General features: G+C 46.4%; 14 protein-coding genes. 6 read left to right on the top strand and 8 right to left on the bottom strand.

The features are described 5' to 3' along the window. Nucleotides 1–323: 323 nt before the first annotated feature. On the bottom strand, nucleotides 324–4,307 hold the full coding sequence (gene purL / locus EGV92_RS06790) for a phosphoribosylformylglycinamidine synthase (protein ID WP_131668466.1): 3,984 nt from the start codon (nucleotides 4,305–4,307) through the stop codon (nucleotides 324–326). 511 nt (nucleotides 4,308–4,818) lie between these two features. On the opposite strand from purL, the gene EGV92_RS06795 reads away from it, so the two are divergent. Next, the gene (locus EGV92_RS06795) at nucleotides 4,819–5,313 is read left to right on the top strand and encodes a pyridoxamine 5'-phosphate oxidase family protein (protein ID WP_131668467.1); all 495 of its coding nucleotides are present in this window, start codon (nucleotides 4,819–4,821) and stop codon (nucleotides 5,311–5,313) included. Between the two features lie 99 nt (nucleotides 5,314–5,412). Here EGV92_RS06795 and pgsA read toward each other — a convergent pair whose 3' ends face one another. Beyond that, nucleotides 5,413–6,072 (bottom strand): CDP-diacylglycerol--glycerol-3-phosphate 3-phosphatidyltransferase, encoded by a 660-nt coding sequence (pgsA, locus tag EGV92_RS06800; protein WP_131668468.1) that lies wholly within the window; start codon nucleotides 6,070–6,072, stop codon nucleotides 5,413–5,415. Between the two features lie 2,134 nt (nucleotides 6,073–8,206). Continuing rightward, on the bottom strand, nucleotides 8,207–10,171 hold the full coding sequence (acs, locus tag EGV92_RS06805; protein WP_131668469.1) for an acetate--CoA ligase: 1,965 nt from the start codon (nucleotides 10,169–10,171) through the stop codon (nucleotides 8,207–8,209). 438 nt (nucleotides 10,172–10,609) lie between these two features. On the opposite strand from acs, the gene EGV92_RS13900 reads away from it, so the two are divergent. The 3 genes from EGV92_RS13900 (at nucleotide 10,610) to EGV92_RS06815 (ending at nucleotide 12,855) form a co-directional block, all read left to right on the top strand. Next, nucleotides 10,610–10,783: a hypothetical protein gene (locus EGV92_RS13900; RefSeq protein WP_165525576.1), complete on the top strand. Its 174-nt coding sequence runs from the start codon at nucleotides 10,610–10,612 to the stop codon at nucleotides 10,781–10,783. Nucleotides 10,784–10,987: 204 nt separating this feature from the next. Next, nucleotides 10,988–11,479: a hypothetical protein gene (locus EGV92_RS06810; protein WP_131668470.1), complete on the top strand. Its 492-nt coding sequence runs from the start codon at nucleotides 10,988–10,990 to the stop codon at nucleotides 11,477–11,479. A gap of 125 nt (nucleotides 11,480–11,604) precedes the next feature. Then, entirely contained in the window at nucleotides 11,605–12,855 is a 1,251-nt protein-coding gene (locus EGV92_RS06815; RefSeq protein ID WP_131668471.1) for a BaiN/RdsA family NAD(P)/FAD-dependent oxidoreductase, read from the top strand. Between the two features lie 124 nt (nucleotides 12,856–12,979). Here EGV92_RS06815 and nemA read toward each other — a convergent pair whose 3' ends face one another. Both nemA and trpB read right to left on the bottom strand, forming a co-directional pair. After that, nucleotides 12,980–14,089: an alkene reductase gene (gene nemA, locus EGV92_RS06820; RefSeq protein WP_131668472.1), complete on the bottom strand. Its 1,110-nt coding sequence runs from the start codon at nucleotides 14,087–14,089 to the stop codon at nucleotides 12,980–12,982. Between the two features lie 526 nt (nucleotides 14,090–14,615). Next, nucleotides 14,616–15,860 (bottom strand): tryptophan synthase subunit beta, encoded by a 1,245-nt coding sequence (trpB, locus tag EGV92_RS06825; protein WP_131668473.1) that lies wholly within the window; start codon nucleotides 15,858–15,860, stop codon nucleotides 14,616–14,618. Nucleotides 15,861–16,211: 351 nt separating this feature from the next. Here trpB and lplA point away from each other — a divergent pair, with 351 nt between their 5' ends. Then, entirely contained in the window at nucleotides 16,212–17,225 is a 1,014-nt protein-coding gene (gene lplA, locus EGV92_RS06830; RefSeq protein WP_131668474.1) for a lipoate--protein ligase, read from the top strand. An 89-nt stretch (nucleotides 17,226–17,314) separates the two neighbouring features. Here the strand turns inward: lplA and EGV92_RS06835 are convergent, their stop codons facing one another. The 3 genes from EGV92_RS06835 to EGV92_RS06845 all read right to left on the bottom strand — a co-directional run bounded on the left by EGV92_RS06835 (nucleotide 17,315) and on the right by EGV92_RS06845 (nucleotide 21,583). After that, nucleotides 17,315–18,010 carry a hypothetical protein gene (locus tag EGV92_RS06835; RefSeq protein WP_131668475.1) on the bottom strand — a complete coding sequence of 232 codons (696 nt, stop codon included), beginning with the start codon at nucleotides 18,008–18,010 and terminating at the stop codon, nucleotides 17,315–17,317. Continuing rightward, on the bottom strand, nucleotides 18,007–18,960 hold the full coding sequence (locus EGV92_RS06840) for a hypothetical protein (protein WP_131668476.1): 954 nt from the start codon (nucleotides 18,958–18,960) through the stop codon (nucleotides 18,007–18,009). The genes EGV92_RS06835 and EGV92_RS06840 overlap by 4 nt, the downstream gene beginning before the upstream one ends. A gap of 475 nt (nucleotides 18,961–19,435) precedes the next feature. Then, nucleotides 19,436–21,583, bottom strand: a complete 2,148-nt coding sequence (locus EGV92_RS06845) for an NADPH-dependent 2,4-dienoyl-CoA reductase (RefSeq protein ID WP_131668477.1) — start codon at nucleotides 21,581–21,583, stop codon at nucleotides 19,436–19,438. A 747-nt stretch (nucleotides 21,584–22,330) separates the two neighbouring features. On the opposite strand from EGV92_RS06845, the gene EGV92_RS06850 reads away from it, so the two are divergent. After that, entirely contained in the window at nucleotides 22,331–23,986 is a 1,656-nt protein-coding gene (locus tag EGV92_RS06850; RefSeq protein ID WP_131668478.1) for an AMP-binding protein, read from the top strand. Nucleotides 23,987–24,059 lie beyond the last annotated feature (73 nt).

Raw genomic sequence — 24,059 nt, forward strand, 5'->3', positions numbered from 1 at the left:
AACCATGCTGTGCACAGTATCGTCTGTAAGATAAAACCGTAAGCCTCCTGCCTGTTGCTACCTTGCAGATATACTCACTGTTCCCACCGGTACTTGTTGGGACTTATGTTTAAATCCTAGAGTCATTAACTTTATATTAATTAAAGATATAACATTTGTAAGATGATGACGCTAGAGTCAGTTATCAGCAATTTATGCTGACTTTAGGCTTACCAGTCTGTGATTTAGAGCTTGAGGAATAAAAAGACGCTTAACAATAAGCTATAAAAAAAGGTGAGCCAATTGACCCACCTTTTGATTATCAACAATATCTAAATCGCACTCTAGCGCAGCCAAGCACGCGCGTTGCGGAACATCCGTAGCCATGCGCCATCACCAACCCAAGTCGCAGGTTTGTAGCTATGGTTGTAAGCGCGCAGGTTGCGCTCAGGGTGCGGCATCATGATAGTAACGCGGCCATCGGTACTACAAAGACCGGTGACACCGCCGATAGAGCCATTCGGATTAAGCGGATATGTCTCAGTCGGGCGGCCCTGACTATCGACATAGCGCATGGCAATCTGACCATGACTGGCCATACCAGCCACATCGGTAGTCGTCAGCGTGGCAAGACCCTCACCATGGGCGACAGCGATCGGTAGGATACTGTCTTGCATACCTTTAAAGAGGATAGACTTGGTACGCTCAACTTTGACATTGACGGTGCGCGCCTCAAAGCGGGCAGACTTATTGGCGATAAAGCGCGGAAAATTCTCAGCACCAGGAATGAGGTCTTTGAGCTGCGCCATCATCTGACAGCCATTACAGACGCCAAGACTAAAAGTCTCAGGTCGAGCAAAGAAGCGTACAAACTGCATGCGCAGCTCATCGTGGAACAGGACGGAATTGGCCCAACCTGAGCCTGCACCTAATACATCACCATAGCTAAAGCCGCCACAAGTCACTAAACCCTCAAAGTCGCGCAAATTGATGCGGCCTTTGAGCAGGTCGCTCATGTGCACGTCAACCGCTTCGAAGCCAGCTATGCTAAACCCTGCTGCCATCTCTAGCTGGCCGTTGACACCCTGCTCACGTAGGATAGCGACTTTAGGCTTACTCAGACGGCTGTTAAGATACGGTGATTCGATAGGCTGATTGAGATCGAAGTTCGGGCTAGCGATGAGGCCTTGATGGCTGCTATCACTAATAAGCGCGAACTCTTCATCAGCACACTCAGGATTGTCACGGCGACGGGCAATCTGATAACTGACCTGTGACCACGCTTGCTGTAGCTCGCTGCGGCTAAAGCAGATGCTGTCGTCACCCAAATGGCTTGGCGTCTGAATGAGTAAACAGTCTTCTGAACAGCTCTGGCCTACAAGGCTAATCATGTCAGAGATACCATGCGTCTCAGCGAGGGCAATCAACTCTGCCACATCTTCTGGCATGACTTGGATGACTGCTCCCAGCTCTTCGCTGAACAGCTGACCCAGTAGATTGTCATCATCCAATGACAGCTTAATACCTTGACGGCTGGTGAACTGCATCTCAGCGACGGTCGCAAGTAAGCCACCATCACCTATGTCGTGATAGGCACTGATGATGCCTTGCGCGTTACCTGCTTGGATAAAGTTAAAGAAATTAATCAAGTCAGCAGGCGCATCAAGATCGGGGCAATCATCACCTAGTTGGCTGTTAGTCTGTGCAAGGATAGAGCCGCCAAGGCGCAGCTTACCACGTGACAAGTCAATGCGGTATAACGCACTATCACCTTTTATTAGCTCTGGTGTCAGCGTTTGCGCCACATCAGTAACCGGAGCAAACGCTGTAATTATCAAGCTCATGGGTGAGACGACTGACTTGTCTTGACCCTCATCTGACCAATTTGCACGCATAGATAGTGAATCTTTACCGACCGGAATAGCAATGCCTAATGCAGGGCACAGCTCTTCACCGATAGCATGAACAGCATCGAATAAAGCGGCGTCCTCTTTATCTTCACCACAAGCGGCCATCCAGTTGGCTGACAAGGTAATGTCAGAGATTTGCGCGATACGAGCGCCTGCGATATTGGTAATGGCTTCGCCAACTGCCAATCGTGCTGAGGCTTTTGGATTGATTAGCGCCACTGGGGTACGCTCACCGACACTCATTGCCTCACCTGTCATCGGCCGGTCCTCTAAAGCGATTAGCCCTGAAGCAGTAATCGCGCAGTCGGCGACAGGTACTTGATAGCGGCCAACGTATTGGTCACGTACTACCATACCGGTGATGGAACGATCGCCGATACTGATAAGAAAAGACTTACTGGCAACCGTCGGATGCCGAAGAACATCGGTAACGGCTTCGGTCAAATCTACATCATCTAGTGCTAGTGGAGTAAGGGAGGGCTGGATGCGGTTAAATGACCGTGACATTTTGGGCGTACCGCCAAGCAATACTTGCATTGGCATATCAACAGGCTGATCGCCAAGTAGCTCATCTTTCACCGCCAGATGCCGCACTTCGGTGGCCTCGCCTAGAATGGCATATGGGCAGCGCTCACGGGCACAGATAGCGTCGAACTGCTCACGGCTTTCGGGGCGAATCGCCAAGACGTAGCGCTCTTGGGCTTCATTCGACCAGATAGCCATTGGCGACATGCCCTTCTCAAGCGACGGAATCTTACGCAGATCAAGCACCGCACCGCGCTCATGATCGTTGACCAGCTCAGGCATAGCGTTTGATAGCCCGCCTGCCCCAACGTCATGGATAGAGACGATAGGATTGCCGTCTGCCCCGTCCTCATTAGCGGTATTACCAGCGAGTGCCCAGCAGCGATCAATGACTTCTTGGCAGCGGCGCTCCATCTCAGCGTTTTCGCGCTGAACAGAAGCAAAGTCTAGACCTTCATCCAGCTCACCACTATCGACTGATGATGCTGCCCCGCCGCCAAGGCCGATCTGCATTGCAGGACCACCAAGGACGATCAGTAAATCACCTTCATTAATAGTGTTTTTTTCGACCAAGTTACGTTTGATATTGCCGTAGCCACCTGCAATCATGATGGGCTTATGATAGCCGCGCATCTCGCTACCATCTTTGGCTGCTGAGGTATCGAGCTGAAAAGAGCGGAAATAACCGCACAGATTGGGACGACCAAACTCGTTAGAAAAATTGGCACTACCTAGCGGCGCTTCAGTCATAATCTCCAGACTGGTCGCCATACGTGAAGGCGTACCATAGTCCTTGCTGCTAACTTGTCCTGACTGCTCCCACTTCTCAGGCAGCTCAGGAATATGCAGATGCGACACATGAAAGCCAGTCAAGCCAGCTTTGGGCTTACCGCCGCGGCCCGTCGCTCCTTCATCACGAATCTCACCACCGGAGCCTGTGGCTGCGCCCGAATAGGGGGCAATGGCTGTCGGATGGTTGTGCGTCTCGACCTTCATCAAGATATCGATCGGCTCTTGATGGAAATCATAGACATGGCGCTCGCTATCGGCATCTTTCACGGGGATAGGATAGTAGCGCTGAGCACTAGCGCCTTCCATCACCGCGGCATTATCTTTATACGCGGACAAGATACCTTGTGGACTGTGCTGATAAGTATTCTTAATCATTTGAAATAATGATTTAGCTTGACGTTCACCATCAATCGTCCACTCTGCATTAAATATTTTATGGCGACAATGCTCAGAGTTGGCCTGCGCGAACATCATCAGCTCGCTATCAGTCGGGTTGCGCTTTAGCTCACCCGTGTAGGCGGCCATCAGATAGTCAATATCTTCAGTCGATAGCGCAAAGCCAAACTCAGTATTGGCCTGCTCAAGCGCACTGCGGCCTTTGCCTAAAATATCGATATGCGCTAGCGCTGCTGGAGCATGGTCATCAAACAGCTGACTGACGGCGTCCATTTTATAAACCAAGCTTTGCGTCATCTGATCGTGCAGCACTTGCTCGGCAGCTTTTGACAACTTGGCAGGCAGCGGCTGTGATGAACCACTAGTGAGGGTATAAACCACCACCCGCTCAACACGCTCAATATCAATCTCACAGTTGTTAAAGATATCCGTTGCTTTGCTCGACCACGGCGATATCGTACCAAACCTTGGGGTGACGATGACTTGCAACTGACCGTCTTTGGCCGTCGTCAGATCAAAGCTGCCACCATGATTAAGCAGGTCTTGCGCTTTGGCTAAAGTATCGCCCGTGAGCGTCTTGGAGAGAATATAAACTTGCTGAGTACTGATATCTGATACTGATATATCGCTCTTATTATTCAGATCACGGATAAGCTGCTGGGTCTGAAAATCGGTAAGATAGGGCTGGCCGGCAATGGTCATCATAAGAGAAGGTCCACAAAGTCGATGGCTAAAAGGTAAAAATAAAATAGTGACTGGTTAGAAAAAATAGGCATGAGCATTATAACAAGAAGACCATCAATAAACAGGTACTAAGTCGAGGTTTCAATAGTCCTATTTAAGCTATAGAGCCAATTTATTAGCTAACTTGACTGGCATACGTAAACACTTAACTAGTCTGACTTCCCATACACCTCACCTAAACTCTCGTAAGTTATCATTATTATTATCAAGACTATTGTTAATTAAGATTGCCGAGGTCTAGCTTTACCAAACCCAGCCACTCCTTACAAACTCTAACAACGTCTTACCGGAGCACTATAGATTACTCCCTCTAGTTCTATCTACTATGACAAGGTATATATAAATACTAATACATTAGACTGGTCACTTCAGATTAGTGTGGTTTACTAAACTAGCTATCAAGTTAAGTCTAGTGTACCGTTTTTAGCACAAACGACGTCTCATCACTCAATGAAAATAATAGGGAAATCTTATGAGTAAACAGGAACATATCGACAAGATTCAAAATCTTATCAAAGACATCAAATATACGATGATGACCACGGTCAATAGTGAAGGTCATATACATGCTTGGCCGATGACCAATAGCGAGATCAGTCTTGCGGCTAAAGAGATTTGGTTTATTGGTGATAAAAAATCAGACGTGGTTAAAGATCTGCAAAACAATGCTCAAGTCAACTTGTCTTATGCCACGCAAGATGAGAAGAACTATGTCTCTATTACTGGTCATGCCGAGCTTCCAGACGACAAACAAAAGCTTGAAGAGCTGTGGTCGCCCGTCTATAACGCCTTCTTTGAGCACGGTAAAGAAGACCCTGATATCCAATTGATCAAAGTAGTGCCTCGTGGTGCTGAATATTGGATGAGTGGCAGCTCAGTACTGAATATGCTAAAAATGACCGCTGCGGCGCTCCAAGATGGCAAAACCGCAGAAGATATGGGTGAAAACCATACCATCGAATTCTAATATTAGCTAAATAAGCAAACACAAAAAACGCCAGAATAATTCTGGCGTTTTTTTATGGTCTAAATACTTTGATGACCCGGTCAGGCAAGTTAACCTAAATTAGCCTTGCTTTAAGTAAGGCCAAGCGGCGCGCATATAGATCATCATTGACCAAAGTGTGAGTATCACTGCCGCTAACATTAATAGATAGCCGATAATCTGTAATGACTCTACATTAAGTAATAACACGATGATAGCAATCATCTGAAACGTGGTCTTTAGCTTGCCCACATAGGAGACCGCCACGCTAGTGCGATTACCAAGCTCAGCCATCCACTCACGCAGCGCAGAGACCGCGATCTCGCGCGAGATAATAACGATAGCGGCAATCGACATAATAATATTGGGATGCCACTGCACCAAAATAATTAGTGCGGCAGCCACCATTAACTTGTCAGCGACAGGGTCCAAAAATCGGCCAAAGGCAGAGGTAATATTCATCTTACGTGCCAAAAAGCCGTCTAGCCAGTCAGTAATCGCGGCCAAAATAAACAAAAAGGTCAGCAGTAAGTGCCGAAGTATACTGTCACTAAAGGCGGCCATATTCATACCGATATTGGCAATAGCATTGTCCGATATCATAGGGACACCAATGCCAAGAGCCGGAGGCCAGTAGGCAATGGCGATGAATAGCGGAATCATCAAAATCCGCGCGATAGTCAGATTATTGGGAAGATTAAAGATACTGTGAGACGGCATATTACTTGTCTGTTCGGTCATGGTAAGCTGTCAATTTGTCAAATGACTCAAGGTCAATGCGAAATTTTGGGATAAGACTTCAAAGATAGCAAGGAAATTTATCGGCTATGAAGCGCTGCTGCTGGCGACATGCTCTTTATGGCTGTGGCTGTAAATGACTTGTTGCGTATACCTACAATCAACATCAGACAAGAGTACTTACTGCCTTAACCTAAAAGATAGCAAAAGCAGCCAACAATAACGATGTATGGTGGCTAGCTTAGCATTTTTATATGACAGCGTCAGTTACCAATATGGCTTTCAGTCGTTTTTCACAGATTTACTAAAAAAATGTCATCTATATCCAGTCAGGTAATAGTTTTCAAAATATGTCAATGTAGTAAAACTAAGTCGAACGTAACGTCGTGTAAATGAAATGCCGACGTTTGGCTCTAGTTTGGCTATAATAATTAAATCGTCGATAAATGATTCAATCATGAACGACTTATTAATGCTCGCTAATGACTAAGACTATGCTGTCTCATTTATAATTTTAGCCTTTACTATCAGTGGCTTAAATATAATTAAGTGTAGATTGTAAGCAGATGTAAAATATTCTTGAATTAAGCTGATGTCACCCTATCAAGTGTAGCAAGCTAGTCATTTTCGACTTTCTTGAAAGCCTTATTGAATGGATTAATTCGTGAACCAGTATGGCGACACTAACTAAAAATTAATCGCTTTTCCTCAGCCCACAGTTCCTCCTCTGTGGGTTTTTTTTGTCTCGGTATTTGATAAATCCATAGCGAACCGTATAGCCTATAGGCATCTGTAATTAGGCATCGGCAATAGCAGCCGCACTTAACGCCGCCATCTCAAAGCAGCTTTCTATACCCCCTCGCTATAACTGACAAGCCACTGCTTACTAGCATCGATAATAAATTTGACGCTGAGCAACACCGCCTCACGCTGCAGTTTGTGACGCTCGATAAACACGTTTCTGAGACTTGACCCTATCTTATTGTTGAAGCTCTAAACCAAGTAGTTTATAGCGCGTCGCTTCACGAGCAATGCTAGCGGACTTCTCACAGATGTCGATCGTTAACGCCAATGCTAGCTCAGCACACTTGCGCTCAAGTAGAGTCGCCGTTAATAGACCTGTATAAAATCTAGGAGCAAAATATGGGAGCGTCTGTATTAGTAGATAAGTTTGAGAGTATTAATCACCGTACGCCTAACGGTTTCAAGCGCTTTATAAAGACTGTTCCGAGTTAAACCAATAGGACTGGTATAGCGTCAACTATATTATAACCTTTCACCAGCAGTCCTCTACTAACTTTTCTCATTAAGGTATCCGAGTTAGTAAAACCTGTTTTAAGTAAAAAGCTACTTTTTTATAGCGATTACTATATTGATAATAAAGTATATGACACTTGCCACTGCCGTTGCGATTAAGGCTTGCTCGAGCGATCGACTTAAAAAATAACTGCCCAATAGCATAATGATAAAAAAGATGGCTGTATTAATTAGACTTCTTTTCCACATGGTTAACCTCTCCAAATTATGAAATTTTACGACTTAGACATCTGAGCCGCGTAGGTTTGGTTAGCGATAGTGTAAGGTGCGATAAATTTTAATAGTTAATGGTTAATGTCCACTGATAATCCTGCTATGAGTCATTTAATGACGCTGGGTTGTTCTACCCACTACCCCTCGATAGTCTAGCAAAGCTACCTTATGCGACTATTAAAGGGCTTAATGGATATCGCTCTTTAAGACAGTCTAAAGGTCATAAACCAAAGCTGCAAAATAAGCCACATGACCACATAAAATAGGTGAAATAGGCAAAATAGACAGCCCATAGCGTAAAATTAAAAGTTTAAACCACGAAAGCTCTCGATAAGAACACGGTATGACCGCTAGCCCTGATTGCAGCGGCTATCCTTGCCTGATTACGAGATTGTGGCGACTTGGCTGGTCAGGGTCTCGCGGTAGCAGGAACCTGACCAGCCATTAGTCGACGCTCTCGTGGGTAGGCAAGATAGGAGCGAAAAGCAGGATTAGCTACAGACTTTTTTTACCTTGTGAGATAAGCGGCACCAAGTTTTAGCCAGTAATAAATTAAAAGCCCCACTACCTTAAAGACAGTGGGGCTTTTGACGTTGAGCGCTAGAAGTTAGCAGCTTTCTTTTTCAGATTTGACGATGTCGATAAGCTCGTCCAAGACTTCAGCATCTGCTAAGGTCGAGGTATCGCCAAGACCGTCGTACTCGCCAGCGGCTAGCTTACGTAGGATGCGGCGCATGATTTTGCCAGAGCGGGTCTTGGGTAGCGCACTGACAATATAGATAGCATCAAGGTTGGCAATCGGGCCAATCTCCGCGCGAACGTGGCGGTTTAGCTCACCTTTGAGCATATCAGTAGCCTCTTCACCCGCTTTGAGGATGACATAAGCGCACACACCTTGACCTTTGACTTCGTGTGGCATTCCGACGATAGCGGCTTCTGCGGTCGCAGGGTGGGCGACCAAGGCGCTCTCAATTTCAGCAGTACCAAGACGGTGACCTGAGACGTTTAAGACGTCATCGACGCGGCCGGTAATCCAGTAATGACCGTCTTCGTCACGCATCGAGCCATCACCGGTGAAGTAGCTGCCCGGATAGGTACTAAAATAAGTCTCCAAGAAGCGCTTTTGATCGTTATAGATAGTACGCATCTGTCCTGGCCAGCTGTCTTTGATAATGAGGTTACCCTCACAAGGACCTTCCATCTCATTGCCATCAGCGTCTACAATCGCTGGAATCACACCATACATAGGGGTCATGGCTGCGCCCGGCTTGAGATCGACCGCATTAGGTAGCGGTGTCATCAGCACACCTCCCGTCTCAGTCTGCCACCAAGTATCTACAATAGGGCAGCGACCTTCGCCGACCACATTATAGTACCAGTCCCATGCTTCCGGGTTAATCGGCTCACCGACAGAACCTAGCAAGCGTAGGCTTGAGCGATTTGACTCACGAACATAGGCGTCACCCTCTTTCATCATGGCACGAATAGCGGTCGGGGCAGTATATAAGATACTGACGTCATGCTTATCAATAATCTGACCAATACGCGCCCACGTTGGGTACTGCGGTATGCCTTCGAACATGACGGTAGTAGTGCCGTTGGCTAACGGTGCGTAGGTGACATAGCTGTGACCAGTAATCCAGCCGACATCAGCGGTACACCAAAACACGTCGTCATCTTTGACATCAAAGACATCACGGAAGGTAGATAAGACATAAGTGAGATAACCGCCTGTAGTATGTACCACACCTTTTGGCTTACCTGTCGACCCTGAGGTGTAGAGCAAGAACAGCGGATCTTCCGCATTCATCGGTTCAGGGGTACAGTCCTCGGTGGCATTGTCAATGACGGTGTGATACCAGACATCGCGGCGACCACTCATCGGTATGGAATTACCCGTTCTATGGACGACAATGACTTTTTCGACACATTCTGTGCCATCTATATCCAGCGCGCGATCCACATTGGTCTTTAATGGCGTATATCTGCCACCACGCACCCCTTCATCCGCAGTAATAACCAACTTAGATTGGCTGTCGACGATACGGCTACCAAGGCTCTCGGCAGAGAAGCCTCCAAAGACGACAGAATGCACCGCGCCAATGCGTGCGCAGGCCAGCATGGCTATCGCTGCTTCTGGAATCATCGGCATATAAAGAGTGACGCGATCGCCTTTTTTGACGCCCATTTTGCGCATGGCATTCCCGAGTCGACAGACCTCACTATACAGCTCTTTATACGAGATAATCTTGTGCAGTGAAGGGTGGTCACCCTCCCAGATGATAGCAGGCTTAAAAGGATTGTCTTTGAGATGTCGATCGATACAGTTGACTGAGACATTCAGCTCGCCGTCTTCAAACCATTTGATGCGAAAGTCATCAAGGTCGTAACTGACATTTTTAATCTTGGTGGGTTTTTTGATCCAATCAATGAGCTGGGCGCGCTCCGCCCAAAATGCCTCGTTACCGGCTTCGTCTGCGGTAGATTGCTGATAAGTCTTGGCGTATTTTTCTGGATTGGTATTGGCTTTGGCAGCGAACTCTGCGCTGTGGGGATAAGTCTTCAGTGTCATTTTAAAACTCCTGTAATTATAATCACTGCCTGCCAGCACTGCTACTAATTATCGCTATCAAAACCAGTAATATAAACTGGATAAAATAACGGAAGCTTTACAGCTTATTCACAATCAATAGCACTATTAGCGCACGGCAATGTCATCTTCCATAATGTAAATGCCCGAACCAATAGTGTGACAAATAAGTGGCCTATATGCAAGACACTCATCATAGTAACGACATTTTTAATAGTGATGAGTAAGCTATAGCTATAAAAAATATTAATATTGGTTTTTCAATGGCTTATCGCCAAGCTTAGTAAAATATCTTGTTGTGAGTATTCATCTAAGCCGGCTTCCTCACGCTACTCAGCCTACCTCTTTACTCTAAGAAGCGCTATAAATATAGACAACTGTCGCAATCAACCTTCGATAACAGCTAGTAGGACTAAGATTGTGTGTCCATTATTACCAATTGAAGCAGGGGTCATCTTAGCCACCACGTCTTTTATGATGGCTTTGGTGATAGCGTTGGTAATGGGGTTGTTAATAACGTCACTTAGTACGGACAACGACGTTAATCACAGTGATTTCAATTTTAATATTATTAAGACAATGCAAGACTGGTAAATTAAAACACTAAAAAATAGCCTTCTACAGTGTCAATTTCTATACATATCCTTACTATAAGAAACCTTTATCGACTTTTAGCACCTTAATAAGATTTGCTATCATATTGATTTATAAGGCGCTTTCTTCTTGCTTCTTGCAAGACTGCCTACTATCAGAAGGGTTTATAAATCAATTTTTAAAACAACCACTTTAGGAGTACTAATGAAACATTTATCTAAGGCATTACTCTTAGCCGCCTCTACTTTCACTTTATTCGGCTGCCAGTCGCCAGCAACATCAACGCCTACCACATCGACCACCCCTACAACAAGCAATAGCACGGCAACTGCTCCTGCAACATCTGCTAGCAACACTGTTCGCACGCTAAACAACGTTACTTGTAACAACCAAAGCGTGAATGTAAATCTATCAACGGGCGGCATCGTACAAAAGGGTAGCTTAAAGGGCTATAACTACTGCGAATATCAGATCGCGCTAAAAGCCGGTCAGCATTTGAATGTGGACTTTAACTCGCCCGCTATCGGTGCCAATGTTATTGTCTTTGATCGCACCGACCTAGCTCCCACTGCCTTGACTGAAGATGGCTATACTGCTAGCCAAGATGAAGTCCTTCCTGTTCGCGTCTTACTGACTCGTAACGAAGCGCGTACTGGTAATGAGCACCCATTCACAGTGAAGTTCACTGCTCAATAAGCTTACGCTAGCTTAAATCAAGACGAAAAAAAAACGGCAAACTTTGATTGTTTGCCGTTTTTTTATGACAGATACTTTATAATTCTCAGTATTGAGCTAATTCTATTTTTTGCCACAGGCCCTTTATGACTGCCCCCACCTTAAGCACTTCGCGAGCCACTACTTACCATTACTTTGACGTGATTATCATCGGTGCCGGTGCTTCTGGCTTATATTGCGCGATGACAGCAGGTCAACGTGGCCGCAAGGTTCTGGTGTTAGATCATGCCAATAAAGCGGGCAAAAAGATACTCATGTCAGGGGGCGGTCGCTGCAACTTTACCAATTACGTGGTCGAGCCTGAGCACTTCATTGGCGACAATCCACATTTTTGTAAATCGGCATTAAGCAGATACTCTAATTGGGAATTTATCAGCTTGGTGAGTAAGCACGGTATTGCTTATCACGAACGCGACCATGGGCAGCTATTTTGCGACGACTCCTCCAAAGACATCTTAGCAATGCTACTACAAGAGTGTGCCGACGCCGGTGTGAAGGTGCAGCTTAAGACAGATATCTTAACGGTTCAACGGTTAGAGCAAGCTGCCAAAGCTAGTGACAACGCTCACTTTTTATTGCAGACTTCTGAGGGCGACTATGCTTGTGAGTCGCTAGTGATTGCTACCGGCGGTTTGTCTATTCCGACACTCGGTGCTAGTGGCTTTGGCTATGAGGTGGCCACTCAGTTCGGTCATCAAGTGCACATGACTGACGCTAGCCTTGTGCCGTTCACTTTTACTGATAAGACTGGCGATTTAATCAAGTCGTTAGCCGGTATTAGCTTACCTGTCATCGCTTTTAATGAGCGTATCTCATTTAAGCTGCCGCTGCTATTTACCCACCGCGGTCTGTCAGGTCCAGCAATGCTGCAATTGTCTAATTACTGGTACTCGGGGGAGCAGATTCACATCAATCTGCTGCCCGATCTTGACGCTAGCGCGCTGCTTATTGCTCACAAAGCCGCGCATCCTAAGCAGCGCGTTCGCACGGTATTTATCGACCACTTCCCCAAAAAGCTGTTGGCGGCACTACAGTCGCATCTCTGGGAGGATATTAAGGAGACCGAGCTTGCCAATATTAAAGACGAGCGGCTTATGCAGTTGGGCACTACTTTAAATGATTGGGCGCTCAAACCCTCCGGTACAGAAGGTTACCGTACCGCTGAGGTCACGCGCGGTGGTATTGATACCGCTGAGGTATCTTCTAAAACGATGGAGAGTAAGCGCCAGCCCAATCTATACTTTATCGGTGAGGTGTTAGATGTCACCGGTTGGCTTGGCGGCTACAATTTTCAATGGGCGTGGGCCAGTGGCTTTGTCTGCGGTGAAGTGGTTTAAATTAGCAATTAGCGAAATAAAGTTAATCTCGGTAGCTTAGTTTTAAGTTCATTAAAAAAGCCCCGACAGCATGACGCTATTGGGGCTTTCGCTCAGTGACTAACAGCTATAACTAGATGTGGACTTATGACGCTACTTTTTTTAGTGTTGGATAATCCGTATAGCCTTCTACGCCGCCGCCATAAAATAACTCAGATCGCGGCTCATTAAGCGGTGCGTCTTCACGAAGCCGCTCAGCCAAGTCAGGATTAGCAATGTAGTCACGACCAAAAGCAGCGGCATCAATATAGCCCGCTTCGACATTCTTGACAGCTTTCTCTGCCGTATAACCACCCGCTGCGATAATCAAATTATCAAAGGCATCTCGAATCTGCTGGCGAAACTCATCGCTGTAAGGCTCGCCACCAGCCCAGTCTGGCTCTGAAAGATGCAGATACATCAGCCCGTGCTTGTTAATTTGCTCAATCAACCACACGCTTTCAGCTTCACTGTTGCGATCCTCGACTTCATTAAAAGTGCCAAGTGGTGAGATGCGAATACCCACATGATCAGCATCCCAAGCATCCACGCAGGCATCAATGACTTCTAGCATAAAGCGCGCCCGATTCTCTTTACTGCCGCCATACTTATCATCACGATTGTTGGTGTGCGGCGTCCAGAACTGGTGCAATAAGTAGCCATGAGCGCCATGAATCTCTACCCCATCAAAGCCTGCCTCACGAGCACATTTAGTAGCATGAGCAAAGTCAGCAACCACTTGGTGTATCTCTTGGATGGTAGCAGGACGTGGCGGCGTGGCGTCTACTCGAATAGCGCCGCCATCGCTGTCACGTAAGGTAGTTCGCACCCCCACCTCAACATCAGAGGCGGAGATTGGAGTTTCGCTATTCGGTCTTACGCTTTTATGTGAGACCAGACCAGTATGCCAAAGCTGTACAACAATCTTGCCCCCTTTGGCATGTACTGCGTCGGTCACTACCTTCCAAGCGGTTACTTGATCATCGGTATGTAGCCCTGGCGCACCGGCATAGCCTTTGGCATCAAAAGAGACTTGCGTGGCCTCAGTGATGACAAGGCCAGCACCGGCGCGCTGCGAATAGTACTCAGCAGCCAAGATGGTTGGTACATCGCCTGGCTCAACAGCTCGTAGCCGTGTAAGGGGCGCCATAATAATTCGATTTTTTAAGGTGTGCGCACCCATGGTGACAGGTTCAAATAGAATATCATTTGCCATTGCTGTAACTCCTCTAGATTAAATCTATCAAATGATTGAGATAAACTTTTTATGAGGCAAATTACACGCTTTCCAAGTCACTTTTTATCGCCGTTACAAACGAAAACACCAGATAGTAAATGTGAGACTTGATAGTGTATTATTTTGATCCATCCATAGTAATGCCCAACAAGCTAGCAAAGTGCTACACCTCACTTAAAGTCTCAATCAGCTGACACCAGCCTAAGTTACCGTAACGATGTGAAGCAATTGAGCGAGCGCCCTTACAGTGACTTAACGCAGGATGCCAAAGTTACCTAATTATGAGTCTATCTGACCGCCAGCGTCGCCAGCGATATCCCTACCACACAAAGATAAGGATAAGGATGGCTATGTCATAGAGGACTGGCAAAGACCTCGGTATCAACTCAAAGAGGCTTTACCAGTCTCTACACCTTAGGGGTCAGATAGTATTCGAGACCGCCTTAATAGGGCCTTAATAGGCTATTATGTGTGGATTATGAGATACAGTAAGGCTGATCTGACGCTACAAATCTACCTTATCCAAAACAAAATCAATATCCTTGTCACCACGGCCGGATAAGTTGACCAAGATCGTCTCCTCAGCTGACATATCCTTGGCAATTTTCATGGCATGGGCAATCGCATGAGCAGATTCTAATGCAGGAATGATACCCTCAAGTCGTGACAATGCCATGAAAGCTTCCAAACACTCGCTGTCAGTTGCTGACTCATAAGTTGCCAGATTAGAGTCGCGCAAATGTGAGTGCTGTGGCCCTATTCCAGGATAATCAAGTCCGGAGGCAATCGAATGCACTGGCGCAGGCTCACCTTTGTCATCAAGGAGCACATAACACTTAAAACCATGAATCTCTCCTTTTACTCCTAAGGTCATGGTGGCGGCATGGTCAGGGGTATCTAGGCCTTTACCAGCAGGTTCGACACCTACTTTCTCAACATCATCATCTGCCAAAAAGCCACTAAATAGTCCAATGGCATTGGAGCCGCCGCCGACACAAGCCACCACTTTACTGGGCAGCTTACCCGTCGTAGCTAAAAACTGCTCTCGAGCCTCATGACCAACGACCGATTGGAAATAGCTGACCATTTCAGGGTAAGGGGCCGGTCCAACGACCGAGCCAATGGCAAACATACTGCTATCAAGCTCACCAAGATAAGTCGCAAAGGCACTGTCTACCGCTTCTTTTAGCGTTCCTGCTCCCTCTGATACAGGAACAATCTTCGCCCCTAGGATCTTCATTCGGCTCACATTCGGATGCTCTTTTGCAATATCTACAACCCCCATATGAATCTCACACTCCACGCCCATCAGCGCTGCGGCAGTGGCTAGTGCTACCCCATGCTGTCCGGCCCCAGTCTCAGCGATAACCTTGGTCTTGCCGAGCTTTTTGGCCAGCAATACCTCACCCAAGCAGTGATTAATTTTATGCGCGCCAGTGTGGTTTAGGTCTTCACGCTTCAGGTAAATCTGTGCCCCGCCGCAGTGTTCACTCAAGCGTTTGGCATGATATATCGGACTTGGTCTGCCCACATAAGTCTCACGTAACCGCTTCATCTCATTGATGAAGTCGGTACTCTTAATAACCTCTCGAAAGCCCTTTTCTATCTCATTCATAGCACGGGCAAGCTCTGGGTGCGCAATCTTGCCACCGAACTCACCATATAGGCCGTCATTACTGGGTAGAATCGATTGGTGTAAGCCATAATGATTCAGCGTGCTTGCATTATCTATCTGAGTTGCAGTTGTCATATTAAACCCTTAAGTGCTGCGCAATTATTTAAGTGACGATATAATAAGTTAACCGTATCAATGTTCTAGTACATTGATACAATTTTAAGCCAGCTTTTGCTTATCGTCAAGTTAGAGAGTAAATTTACAGTATGATTCTGAGGAAGTTCAATATTCTAGACGCCAGCCCTTTACCAAAGGTGGGGTAAGCAGTATAGGTCTCAAAAAGTTGACTTAAAGTCGCATTGAGTTTTAAGTGTGCATCAGTAAGAATAGCTATAGCCAAGCTTTTAGAGCACTTTAGACAGTGCATCTATAAAAGCCAACCTATAAAAATGCGCCATACAAAATATTGAATAAAAGGAAGCAAAAATGAAACTACGTATCTTAAAGTCTGAAGTGACCAACCCTTGGTTTAACCTTGCCACTGAGGACTGGATATTCCAAGAGCTTGACCCAAACAGCCATACCTTATTCTTATGGCGCAATGCCGAGACCGTAGTGATTGGCCGCTCACAAAACCCATGGGTAGAGTGCAAAACCGACAAAATGGCTGAGGATGATGTCTATCTCGCGCGGCGGCAAAGCGGTGGCGGCGCAGTATTTCACGATTTGGGCAATACCAACTTCACCTTCTTATCCCCCAAAGACGATTACGATCAAGACGCCAACTTTACCATCATCATCAATGCACTAAAGAAGCTTGGTGTTGAAGCCAATCTATCAGGCCGAAACGACATGCAAGTGGGCGACCGTAAGATCTCCGGCAGCGCTTTTAAGCATAGCGTCGACCGCAGCTTTCATCATGGTACGCTACTGGTCAACGCTGACATGCAAAAGCTCGGCGATTATCTCAACCCGCACCCGCTCAAGCTCAAAGCCAAAGGTATCAAGTCGGTGCGCTCGCGTGTCGCCAACTTGGTCGAGTTCAACGACGCTATCAATCACGAGATCCTATCACAAGCGATTATCGAAGCGTTCTGTGAATACTATGATCAAGAGGTGAGCGACACGCCAGTCGAAGAATTGGACGAAGCCACCCTCGCTAAGGAGCCGCATCTCAATAAATACTATCAGCAAATGGCCGACTGGAATTGGCGCTTTGGCAAGACCCCTGAGTTTAGCCACCATCTTGAGACCCGCTTTGATTGGGGACTCATTGATTTGCACTTAGATGTAAAGCAAGCGGTAATTGAAGAGGTTGTCATTTTCTCCGATGCGTTGAACGTAGAGTTGATTGAGGCGTTAAAAGAAGCACTGACTGGAGTTAAATACAATAAAGAAGACATTAAAACCAAGCTTGATGCTTTAAGTGCGGCGCAACCAGAAATGGTTTCGCAAGTTGATGATTTTTCAGCTTGGTTGGTGGGTGAGATTAAGAGTTAAGGCCAATTATTTATTGATGTTTATGCTAAAAAAGGCAGTTGCTATTTTATAACAACTGCCTTTTATATATCGGAAATATGCTACTTACCCTAAGCAAGGTTTTGAAAGCTCATTTTGCTAACTACTTCAGGAATGTAGCCGCTAAGTGCTGGTTGCTTGTCTAATCCTAGTAGCTCATATATCTGACCGCCAATTCCTGGCTGAACCTCGCCCTGCTCAGTTTTTTTATCGTCTAAAGCAAAGCAATAGAACTTGAACTTACTGGCAATCTCATCAGGAAACTCAGCTTTTAATTTTGACTCTGAATCTTTGTGAGCTACAGGTGATAAAATAAAGATATCTTCAATATCTTCCATCTTATCTATCATTTCAATGAGGTTGGTCCGAACCACGCAACTACCTGACATAATAGACTTGACGATAACGATATTATGCATCTGCTCAAAATTTGGTTCAATAAACCTATGTAATATAGGGGCCACGCTAGCATGGTTAGGTAGCTGATAATGATGATTCCAAAATACCGCCAGCTTGGTGTCAATATCATACTTTCGTAAGATCGATGATACCCCATATTGAAGAAAATCAGCATCTTCAGCTGTCGATACTATCAAAGTACCAGCGTGGCTCTTGGATTTTAATAGGGGAGAAATCTCCTCAGCTAACAACTTTCCTAATGCTACCATGGTCATTTGATAACGTTCAGGCGCATTTAGATAAGCAAAAAGGTTGTTCAACTGCCTTTTCGCTTCAGCTGTGGCGATAGGTGTGTAGACCCTATTCATTTTACCTCTCCCTTAGTAGAGGGCTTAAGAGATTGCTCAATATCAGAGCCTGTAATAGACAGAAAAAGAGCTATTAACTCTTGAATACTTTGGACTTTTTCTCTAACTTCGCTTGATACTTTGTTAAGAGAACTTATATTACAGGTTGCTGTAAAAGATTGGTTAACAGTCACTGTTAATACATCATAGTTTAAACCATAGGATAAGTAATGTGAATTTTTTATCAAAATTTGCATTACCCATTCAGGAATTTGCACCTCACTTTTACGAAACTTTATAAAAGGACTTGGACGTCCCTCAAATTCAGCTTGACAGAATATATCATTAACAGTCGTATAGTTGCCCGATTGTAAAATACCATGTATGAGTACTACTGCGTAATCATAACGTGATGAAAATGTATCATCTATAAGCTTTGAGATATGCTGCTTTAAATCAGTATTCGTTACGAGATCATAGATATTTTTATGGCATTTAAAATATTGGCATGTGTCTTGAGCTTGTAATTCCAAAGGAATCTTAGCTTTATTAGAGATAGCTTTTTGCGAGTCTGATACTAGAAGAATGTTGTGTGTGCGACTTATTCCATAAAGGGCTCTATCTATTTCTCTTTGTAGCTTGAAGCGTTCTGTTGTTTCTCGAGTCCAATCTGCCGATACTAAAGATGAGTTTTTAGCCTGATAGTTGTACTTTGTATCTTCTTCATAGTCTATATGACATATATCATCTACGAAGCTAACCGCCTGAGTCTCAATAATTTGATTTTCACAATTGTGCGAATATTTAGCGGCTACCTCAAATACTCTATAAAGTAAAAACTGATTCTCATATTCACGACCTTTATAATTGTTGTCGCCGCCTCTATGTATATTCTCAAGCTTTTTCTTAACGTTGTCCCCATAGGTATTCTGTACGAAGGCTATCACCTCATCCTTATCTGGTTGACTCATATTATGACCTCAAGTCATTATTCTAATAAATGTGATGATTACCACATGAAGTTTTAAAAAAATCGATTGTAGTTTTAGAGTATTCTAAATTCTTGAGGGCTGCAAGCGCGATTGCACACGAGCAAGCGTAGCGTGGATGCAGCATAGCGAGATTCATGGCGAGCATGGCTAACCAAAACCACGATAAATAACCAAAAGATAGCAGAGGTTACCGCTAGCCCTGACGGGAGCGGTTATCCTTGACGCATCGCTAGGTTGCGACGGCTTGGCGGGTCAGAGTCTCGCGGTAGCAGGAATCTGACCCGCCTTTAGCCGACGCCCTAGGGGCAGGCAAGATAATAGCGGACGGCAGGATTAGCTCTAAAATCGACTCTTTATTGTCTGGTATTAATCTCTAACTCTATAGCTATTTTCTAAAAAAATACCGCCACCCTAAAAGGCAGCGGTATTCAATTGTGTTCACGATACCAGTAGCTTAAATCTGCGCCGCGACCTCAGCTCCATCACGAATCGCGCGTTTGGCATCCAGCTCAGCCGCGAGCTTGGCGCCACCAATCAAATGGTATTCTGCATCGGGGGCATCGCCGACATTGGGCATGAGGTCATTGACTGACTCTTGACCCGCGCAGACCACGACAGTATCGACACGCAGCAGCTGGCTTTGACCTTGTGGGTTAGTCACCCAAATACCCTCGGCCGTGACTTTTTCGTACTGCACGCCTGCCATTTGCATGACGCCGTGTGACTTGACGTGAGCGCGATGCACCCAACCGGTGGTTTTGTTTAGCCCTGCGCCCAAGCGGCCTTTAGTGCGCTGCATAAGGTATACCTGCCGCACAGGAGTGATCGGCTCAGGCTTCTGTAAGCCGCCATCGCTTTGATAGTCGGTATCTAAGGTCACACCCCACTCTTCACGCCACGCTTTGATGGACTGCGCTTTTGGACGGTAGCTGGGGTCTTTTAGCGTCTGCTCGCCAAGCTCGTGTAGTGGCTGACCATGTTTTGAGGTGAGATACTCGCTGACGTCAAAGCCAATACCGCCCGCCCCAATCACCGCGACCTTGTCGCCCACGGTAGCAGTCCCGTTCAATAAGTCAGCATAGCTGATGACATGAGGCAGCTCCGCCCCTTCTAATTTGCCCTCTAAGCTACGCGGTACGACGCCAGTGGCGATAATCACATGGTCGAACTTACCCTTATCCAGCATCTCTTTAGTCACTTTAGTATTGAGCTTGACGGTAACGCCTTGATGCTGCATCTCATTGATATAGTAGCGAATGGTCTCAAAGAACTCTTCTTTACCCGGGATGACCTTGGCGTAGTTAAACTGACCACCCAAGATGTCCTTGGCTTCAAATAACGTGACGTTGTGACCGCGTGTGGCCGCCACTGTCGCAGCAGACATGCCTGCTACGCCGCCACCGACGACTGCGACTTTTTTGGGTTTTTTTGCCTTATTGTAGACCAGCTCCGTCTCATAACAGGCACGTGGATTGACTAGACAAGTTGAGCGCTTGTGCTCGAAGGTATGGTCGAGGCAGGCTTGATTACAGGCGATGCAAGTATTGATACGATCTGTTTTGCCATTTCTGGCTTTATTCACCCAGTCTGCATCAGCGAGAAATGGGCGCGCCATCTGAATTAAGTCGGCCTGATCTTCTGCCAGCACTTGCTCAGCGGTCTCAGGCATATTGATGCGGTTCGCCGCCATGACAGGGATGCTTACGTGCCGCTTAATCTCAGCAGTAAAGTCGGTAAAGGCCGCGCGTGGCACGCTGGTCACGATGGTTGGGACGCGGGCTTCATGCCAGCCGATACCCGTATTAATGATGCTCACCCCCGCCTCTTCTAGCGCACGGGCGACAGTGATGACTTCATCCATCACATTACCCTCTGGTACTAAGTCGGCCATGGACAAGCGAAAGATAATGATAAAGTCGTCACCCACGGCCGCGCGGACGGCGCGGACGGTTTCAAGAGGGAACTTCATGCGACCGTGAATATCGCCGCCATATTCGTCGGTACGCTTGTTAACGCGCTTGGATAAAAACTGATTGAGCAGGTAGCCCTCAGAGCCCATAATCTCTACCCCATCGTAGCCTGCTTGACGGGCTAATTTGGCGCAGCGGGCATAATCCTCTACCGTGCTTTGGATGTTTTTGATGCTCATCTGCCGTGGTTTAAACGGTGCAATGGGCGACTTGATAGCGCTAGCTGAGACCACAAACGGATGATAACCATAGCGGCCACTGTGTAAGATTTGCATGACGATTTTACTGTCGTGCTTGTGCACAGCACGGGTGACGCGTTGGTGATTGATGACATCCGTCTTACGGTTCATGGTACCGCCTGCAGGCAGGAGCCAGCCTTCGCGATTGGGTGAAATACCACCCGTTATCATCATAGCGACGCCGCCTTTGGCGCGCTCAGCGAAGTAAGCTGCCAGCTTACCGTAATTATAAAAGCGATCCTCTAAACCGGTGTGCATGGAGCCCATCACAATGCGGTTTTTAAGGGTGGTATGACCAAGGTCTAGTGGCTTAAAGATATGTGGGTATGAGGCGTTTTGTTGCTGGCTCTCAGAAGTGGTAGGAACTGATTGGTTGGTAGCGGCAGCTTCCATGGTATGTCCTTATAAACAATAACTATCTAGATTACAATAAGTAATAAACAGCCGTCATCGTACCACATTAAATTTAGGGCCTGCCATACAAGCTCGCGACTGATGGGTGGGCACATTATCGACTCATTGGATAATTGATCCCACTCTTTGACTGGCCCTGTTTTTAACCAGCTATCCATCATATGTACTATCGCTTAAATCAGCGACGAATTGGACTGAATATTGTTCAACGCCAGTGTCTAACAAGACCGCCTTTTTTGATGACGCATAATCCTGCCTTATTTATATTTATAGATGTCTACTAGACTACTGAGTGACACAGTGAATGCGAGGCATCACTAGAGCTGTGCGGCGTGTTGACTCATTATAGTGACTACATTCCATACTGATACAAGGCCACCTTTCCTATCTCTTTTTAATAGGATTATCCATCACAAGGATTGCATCAGTGAAACGAGTTGAGACTTGACGACTTTATGCAGAACTAATATCGTTAATGACGAGCGCTTGTATTCATTATCTAGAGTAATTTTTATATAAATATAGATTTTTATTCTAATAATCAATAATATAGCTTTAGGAAATACCAGTGCTAATGGCTATCCCACCTTCAAAGTGTCGTGATAATAATAGGCAGGCGGCCTAGTATTTTCGCTATGGAAATAGCAATTTTTACTGAAATAGTTTAGAAAAAGTGTCATTCTGCTACTAATGGACGGACACCAACTGTGATAAAGGAATATCAATATGACCGACTTTCATACAGGTCTTGGCAAAAATGCTGCCAACCATCAGCCTCTCACCCCTATCGACTTCATCGAGCGCTCAGCGCTGGCTTACCCTGATAAAGTTGCCATTATCTATGACGACCTTCAGCACAATGAGCTGACGCAGACGTGGGGCGAGACCTTCACTCGCTGCCGTAAGCTTGCCGACGGTCTCAAAAAGCTCGGGATCAATAAGAACGACACCGTCGCTGTCATGCTACCCAATACGCCGCCTATGGTAGAGTCAGCCTTTGGTATTTCTATGTCCGGAGGGGTACTCTGTACCCTCAACACCCGACTCGATATTAATGCATTGACCTTCTGCTTGCAGCATTCTGAAGCCAAAGCCCTGATCCTCGACAGCGAATTCGCCCATCACGTTGAGATTATCGAAGAGACCTTTCCTGACCTTATCTTGATTCATGCCACCGATGCCGCTGTGAGTACAGCGCCGTTTGGACAGCTGAGCTACGAGGAAGTGATCGCCAGCAGTGACGATTTAGACAATTGGGAAAAACCAGAAGATGAGTGGGACGCCATCGCTCTTAATTACACTTCTGGCACGACAGGCGCACCCAAAGGCGTGGTCTATCACCACCGCGGCGCAGCGCTCAACGCCGTGTCCAATATCCTTGATTGGGATATACCTAAGCACCCTGTATACCTATGGACGCTGCCGCTATTCCACTGCAACGGTTGGTGCTTCCCTTGGACCATCGCTGAGCGTGCCGGCGTCAATGTCTGCTTGCGCCAGATCAATGCTGAGCTGATACTAAAATTAATTGGCATCTATCATGTCACCCATTACTGCGCGGCTCCTGTGGTGCACAGCCTCATCGCCAGTGGCGATCAGTCGCTAAAAGACATTATCCATCATGAGGTCAAAGGCTGGGTCGCAGGCGCGCCGCCGTCTGAGACCATGCTTGAGAATATGGAGGCCATGGGCTTTCACATTACCCATGTGTACGGACTAACCGAAGTCTATGGTCCGGTGACGCTTTGTGTCGAGCATGAGGAGTGGGACGACTTAGAGGTCTCCGAGCGCGCCAGCAAAAAGTCTCGTCAAGGCCTACCCTCGCATCTCATGGCAGGTTTTGAGGTGTTTAAGGAGGGTAGCTCTGAGCCTGTAGCAGCCGATGGTAAAGAAGTGGGCGAGCTGGCACTCAAGGGTAATATGGTGATGAAAGGCTATCTTAAGAGCCGTAAGGCCACCGATGCCGCCTTTAAAGACGGTTGGTTCCGTACCGGAGACTTAGGGGTCAAATATCCTGATGGCTATATCAAGATTATGGACCGTCTCAAAGACATCATCATCTCAGGTGGCGAGAATATCTCAAGTATCGAGGTAGAAAATGCCTTGTACAAATTGCCAGAAATCGTTAGCTGTGCTGTGGTCGCTGCCCCGCACGATAAATGGGGTGAAGTACCCATCGCCTTTATCGAAATCAGCGAAGGTCATACCCTTGAGCGTAGCACAGTGATTGAGCACTGCCGTCAGCACTTGGCCGGATTCAAAGTCCCTAAACACATCATCTTTGCCGAGATACCAAAGACCAGTACCGGTAAGGTACAAAAGTTTGAGCTGCGCCAAGCGGCCAAATCGATGGCGCACGAAGAACCAAAAGTAACGCATTAAGGGTAATTCATTGGCAAAGAGGTCTGAGATCGCAGTGGATTTTTCTGTCTCAATACTTGAGCCAACCTAAGCG

The organism is Psychrobacter pygoscelis, from assembly GCF_004335015.1.
Lineage (GTDB): Bacteria > Pseudomonadota > Gammaproteobacteria > Pseudomonadales > Moraxellaceae > Psychrobacter > Psychrobacter pygoscelis.

What these genes read in the sequence shown, in the direction of transcription:
- EGV92_RS06840 (WP_131668476.1), bottom strand. Translation starts at nt 18,960, where the DNA reads ATGAGTCAACCAGATAAGGATGAGGTGATAGCCTTCGTACAGAATACC.
- EGV92_RS06850 (WP_131668478.1), top strand. Translation starts at nt 22,331, where the DNA reads ATGACCGACTTTCATACAGGTCTTGGCAAAAATGCTGCCAACCATCAG.
- EGV92_RS06795 (WP_131668467.1), top strand. Translation starts at nt 4,819, where the DNA reads ATGAGTAAACAGGAACATATCGACAAGATTCAAAATCTTATCAAAGAC.
- pgsA (WP_131668468.1), bottom strand. Translation starts at nt 6,072, where the DNA reads ATGACCGAACAGACAAGTAATATGCCGTCTCACAGTATCTTTAATCTT.
- nemA (WP_131668472.1), bottom strand. Translation starts at nt 14,089, where the DNA reads ATGGCAAATGATATTCTATTTGAACCTGTCACCATGGGTGCGCACACC.
- lplA (WP_131668474.1), top strand. Translation starts at nt 16,212, where the DNA reads ATGAAACTACGTATCTTAAAGTCTGAAGTGACCAACCCTTGGTTTAAC.
- EGV92_RS06845 (WP_131668477.1), bottom strand. Translation starts at nt 21,583, where the DNA reads ATGGAAGCTGCCGCTACCAACCAATCAGTTCCTACCACTTCTGAGAGC.
- EGV92_RS06815 (WP_131668471.1), top strand. Translation starts at nt 11,605, where the DNA reads ATGACTGCCCCCACCTTAAGCACTTCGCGAGCCACTACTTACCATTAC.
- trpB (WP_131668473.1), bottom strand. Translation starts at nt 15,860, where the DNA reads ATGACAACTGCAACTCAGATAGATAATGCAAGCACGCTGAATCATTAT.
- purL (WP_131668466.1), bottom strand. Translation starts at nt 4,307, where the DNA reads ATGATGACCATTGCCGGCCAGCCCTATCTTACCGATTTTCAGACCCAG.
- EGV92_RS06810 (WP_131668470.1), top strand. Translation starts at nt 10,988, where the DNA reads ATGAAACATTTATCTAAGGCATTACTCTTAGCCGCCTCTACTTTCACT.
- EGV92_RS06835 (WP_131668475.1), bottom strand. Translation starts at nt 18,010, where the DNA reads ATGAATAGGGTCTACACACCTATCGCCACAGCTGAAGCGAAAAGGCAG.
- acs (WP_131668469.1), bottom strand. Translation starts at nt 10,171, where the DNA reads ATGACACTGAAGACTTATCCCCACAGCGCAGAGTTCGCTGCCAAAGCC.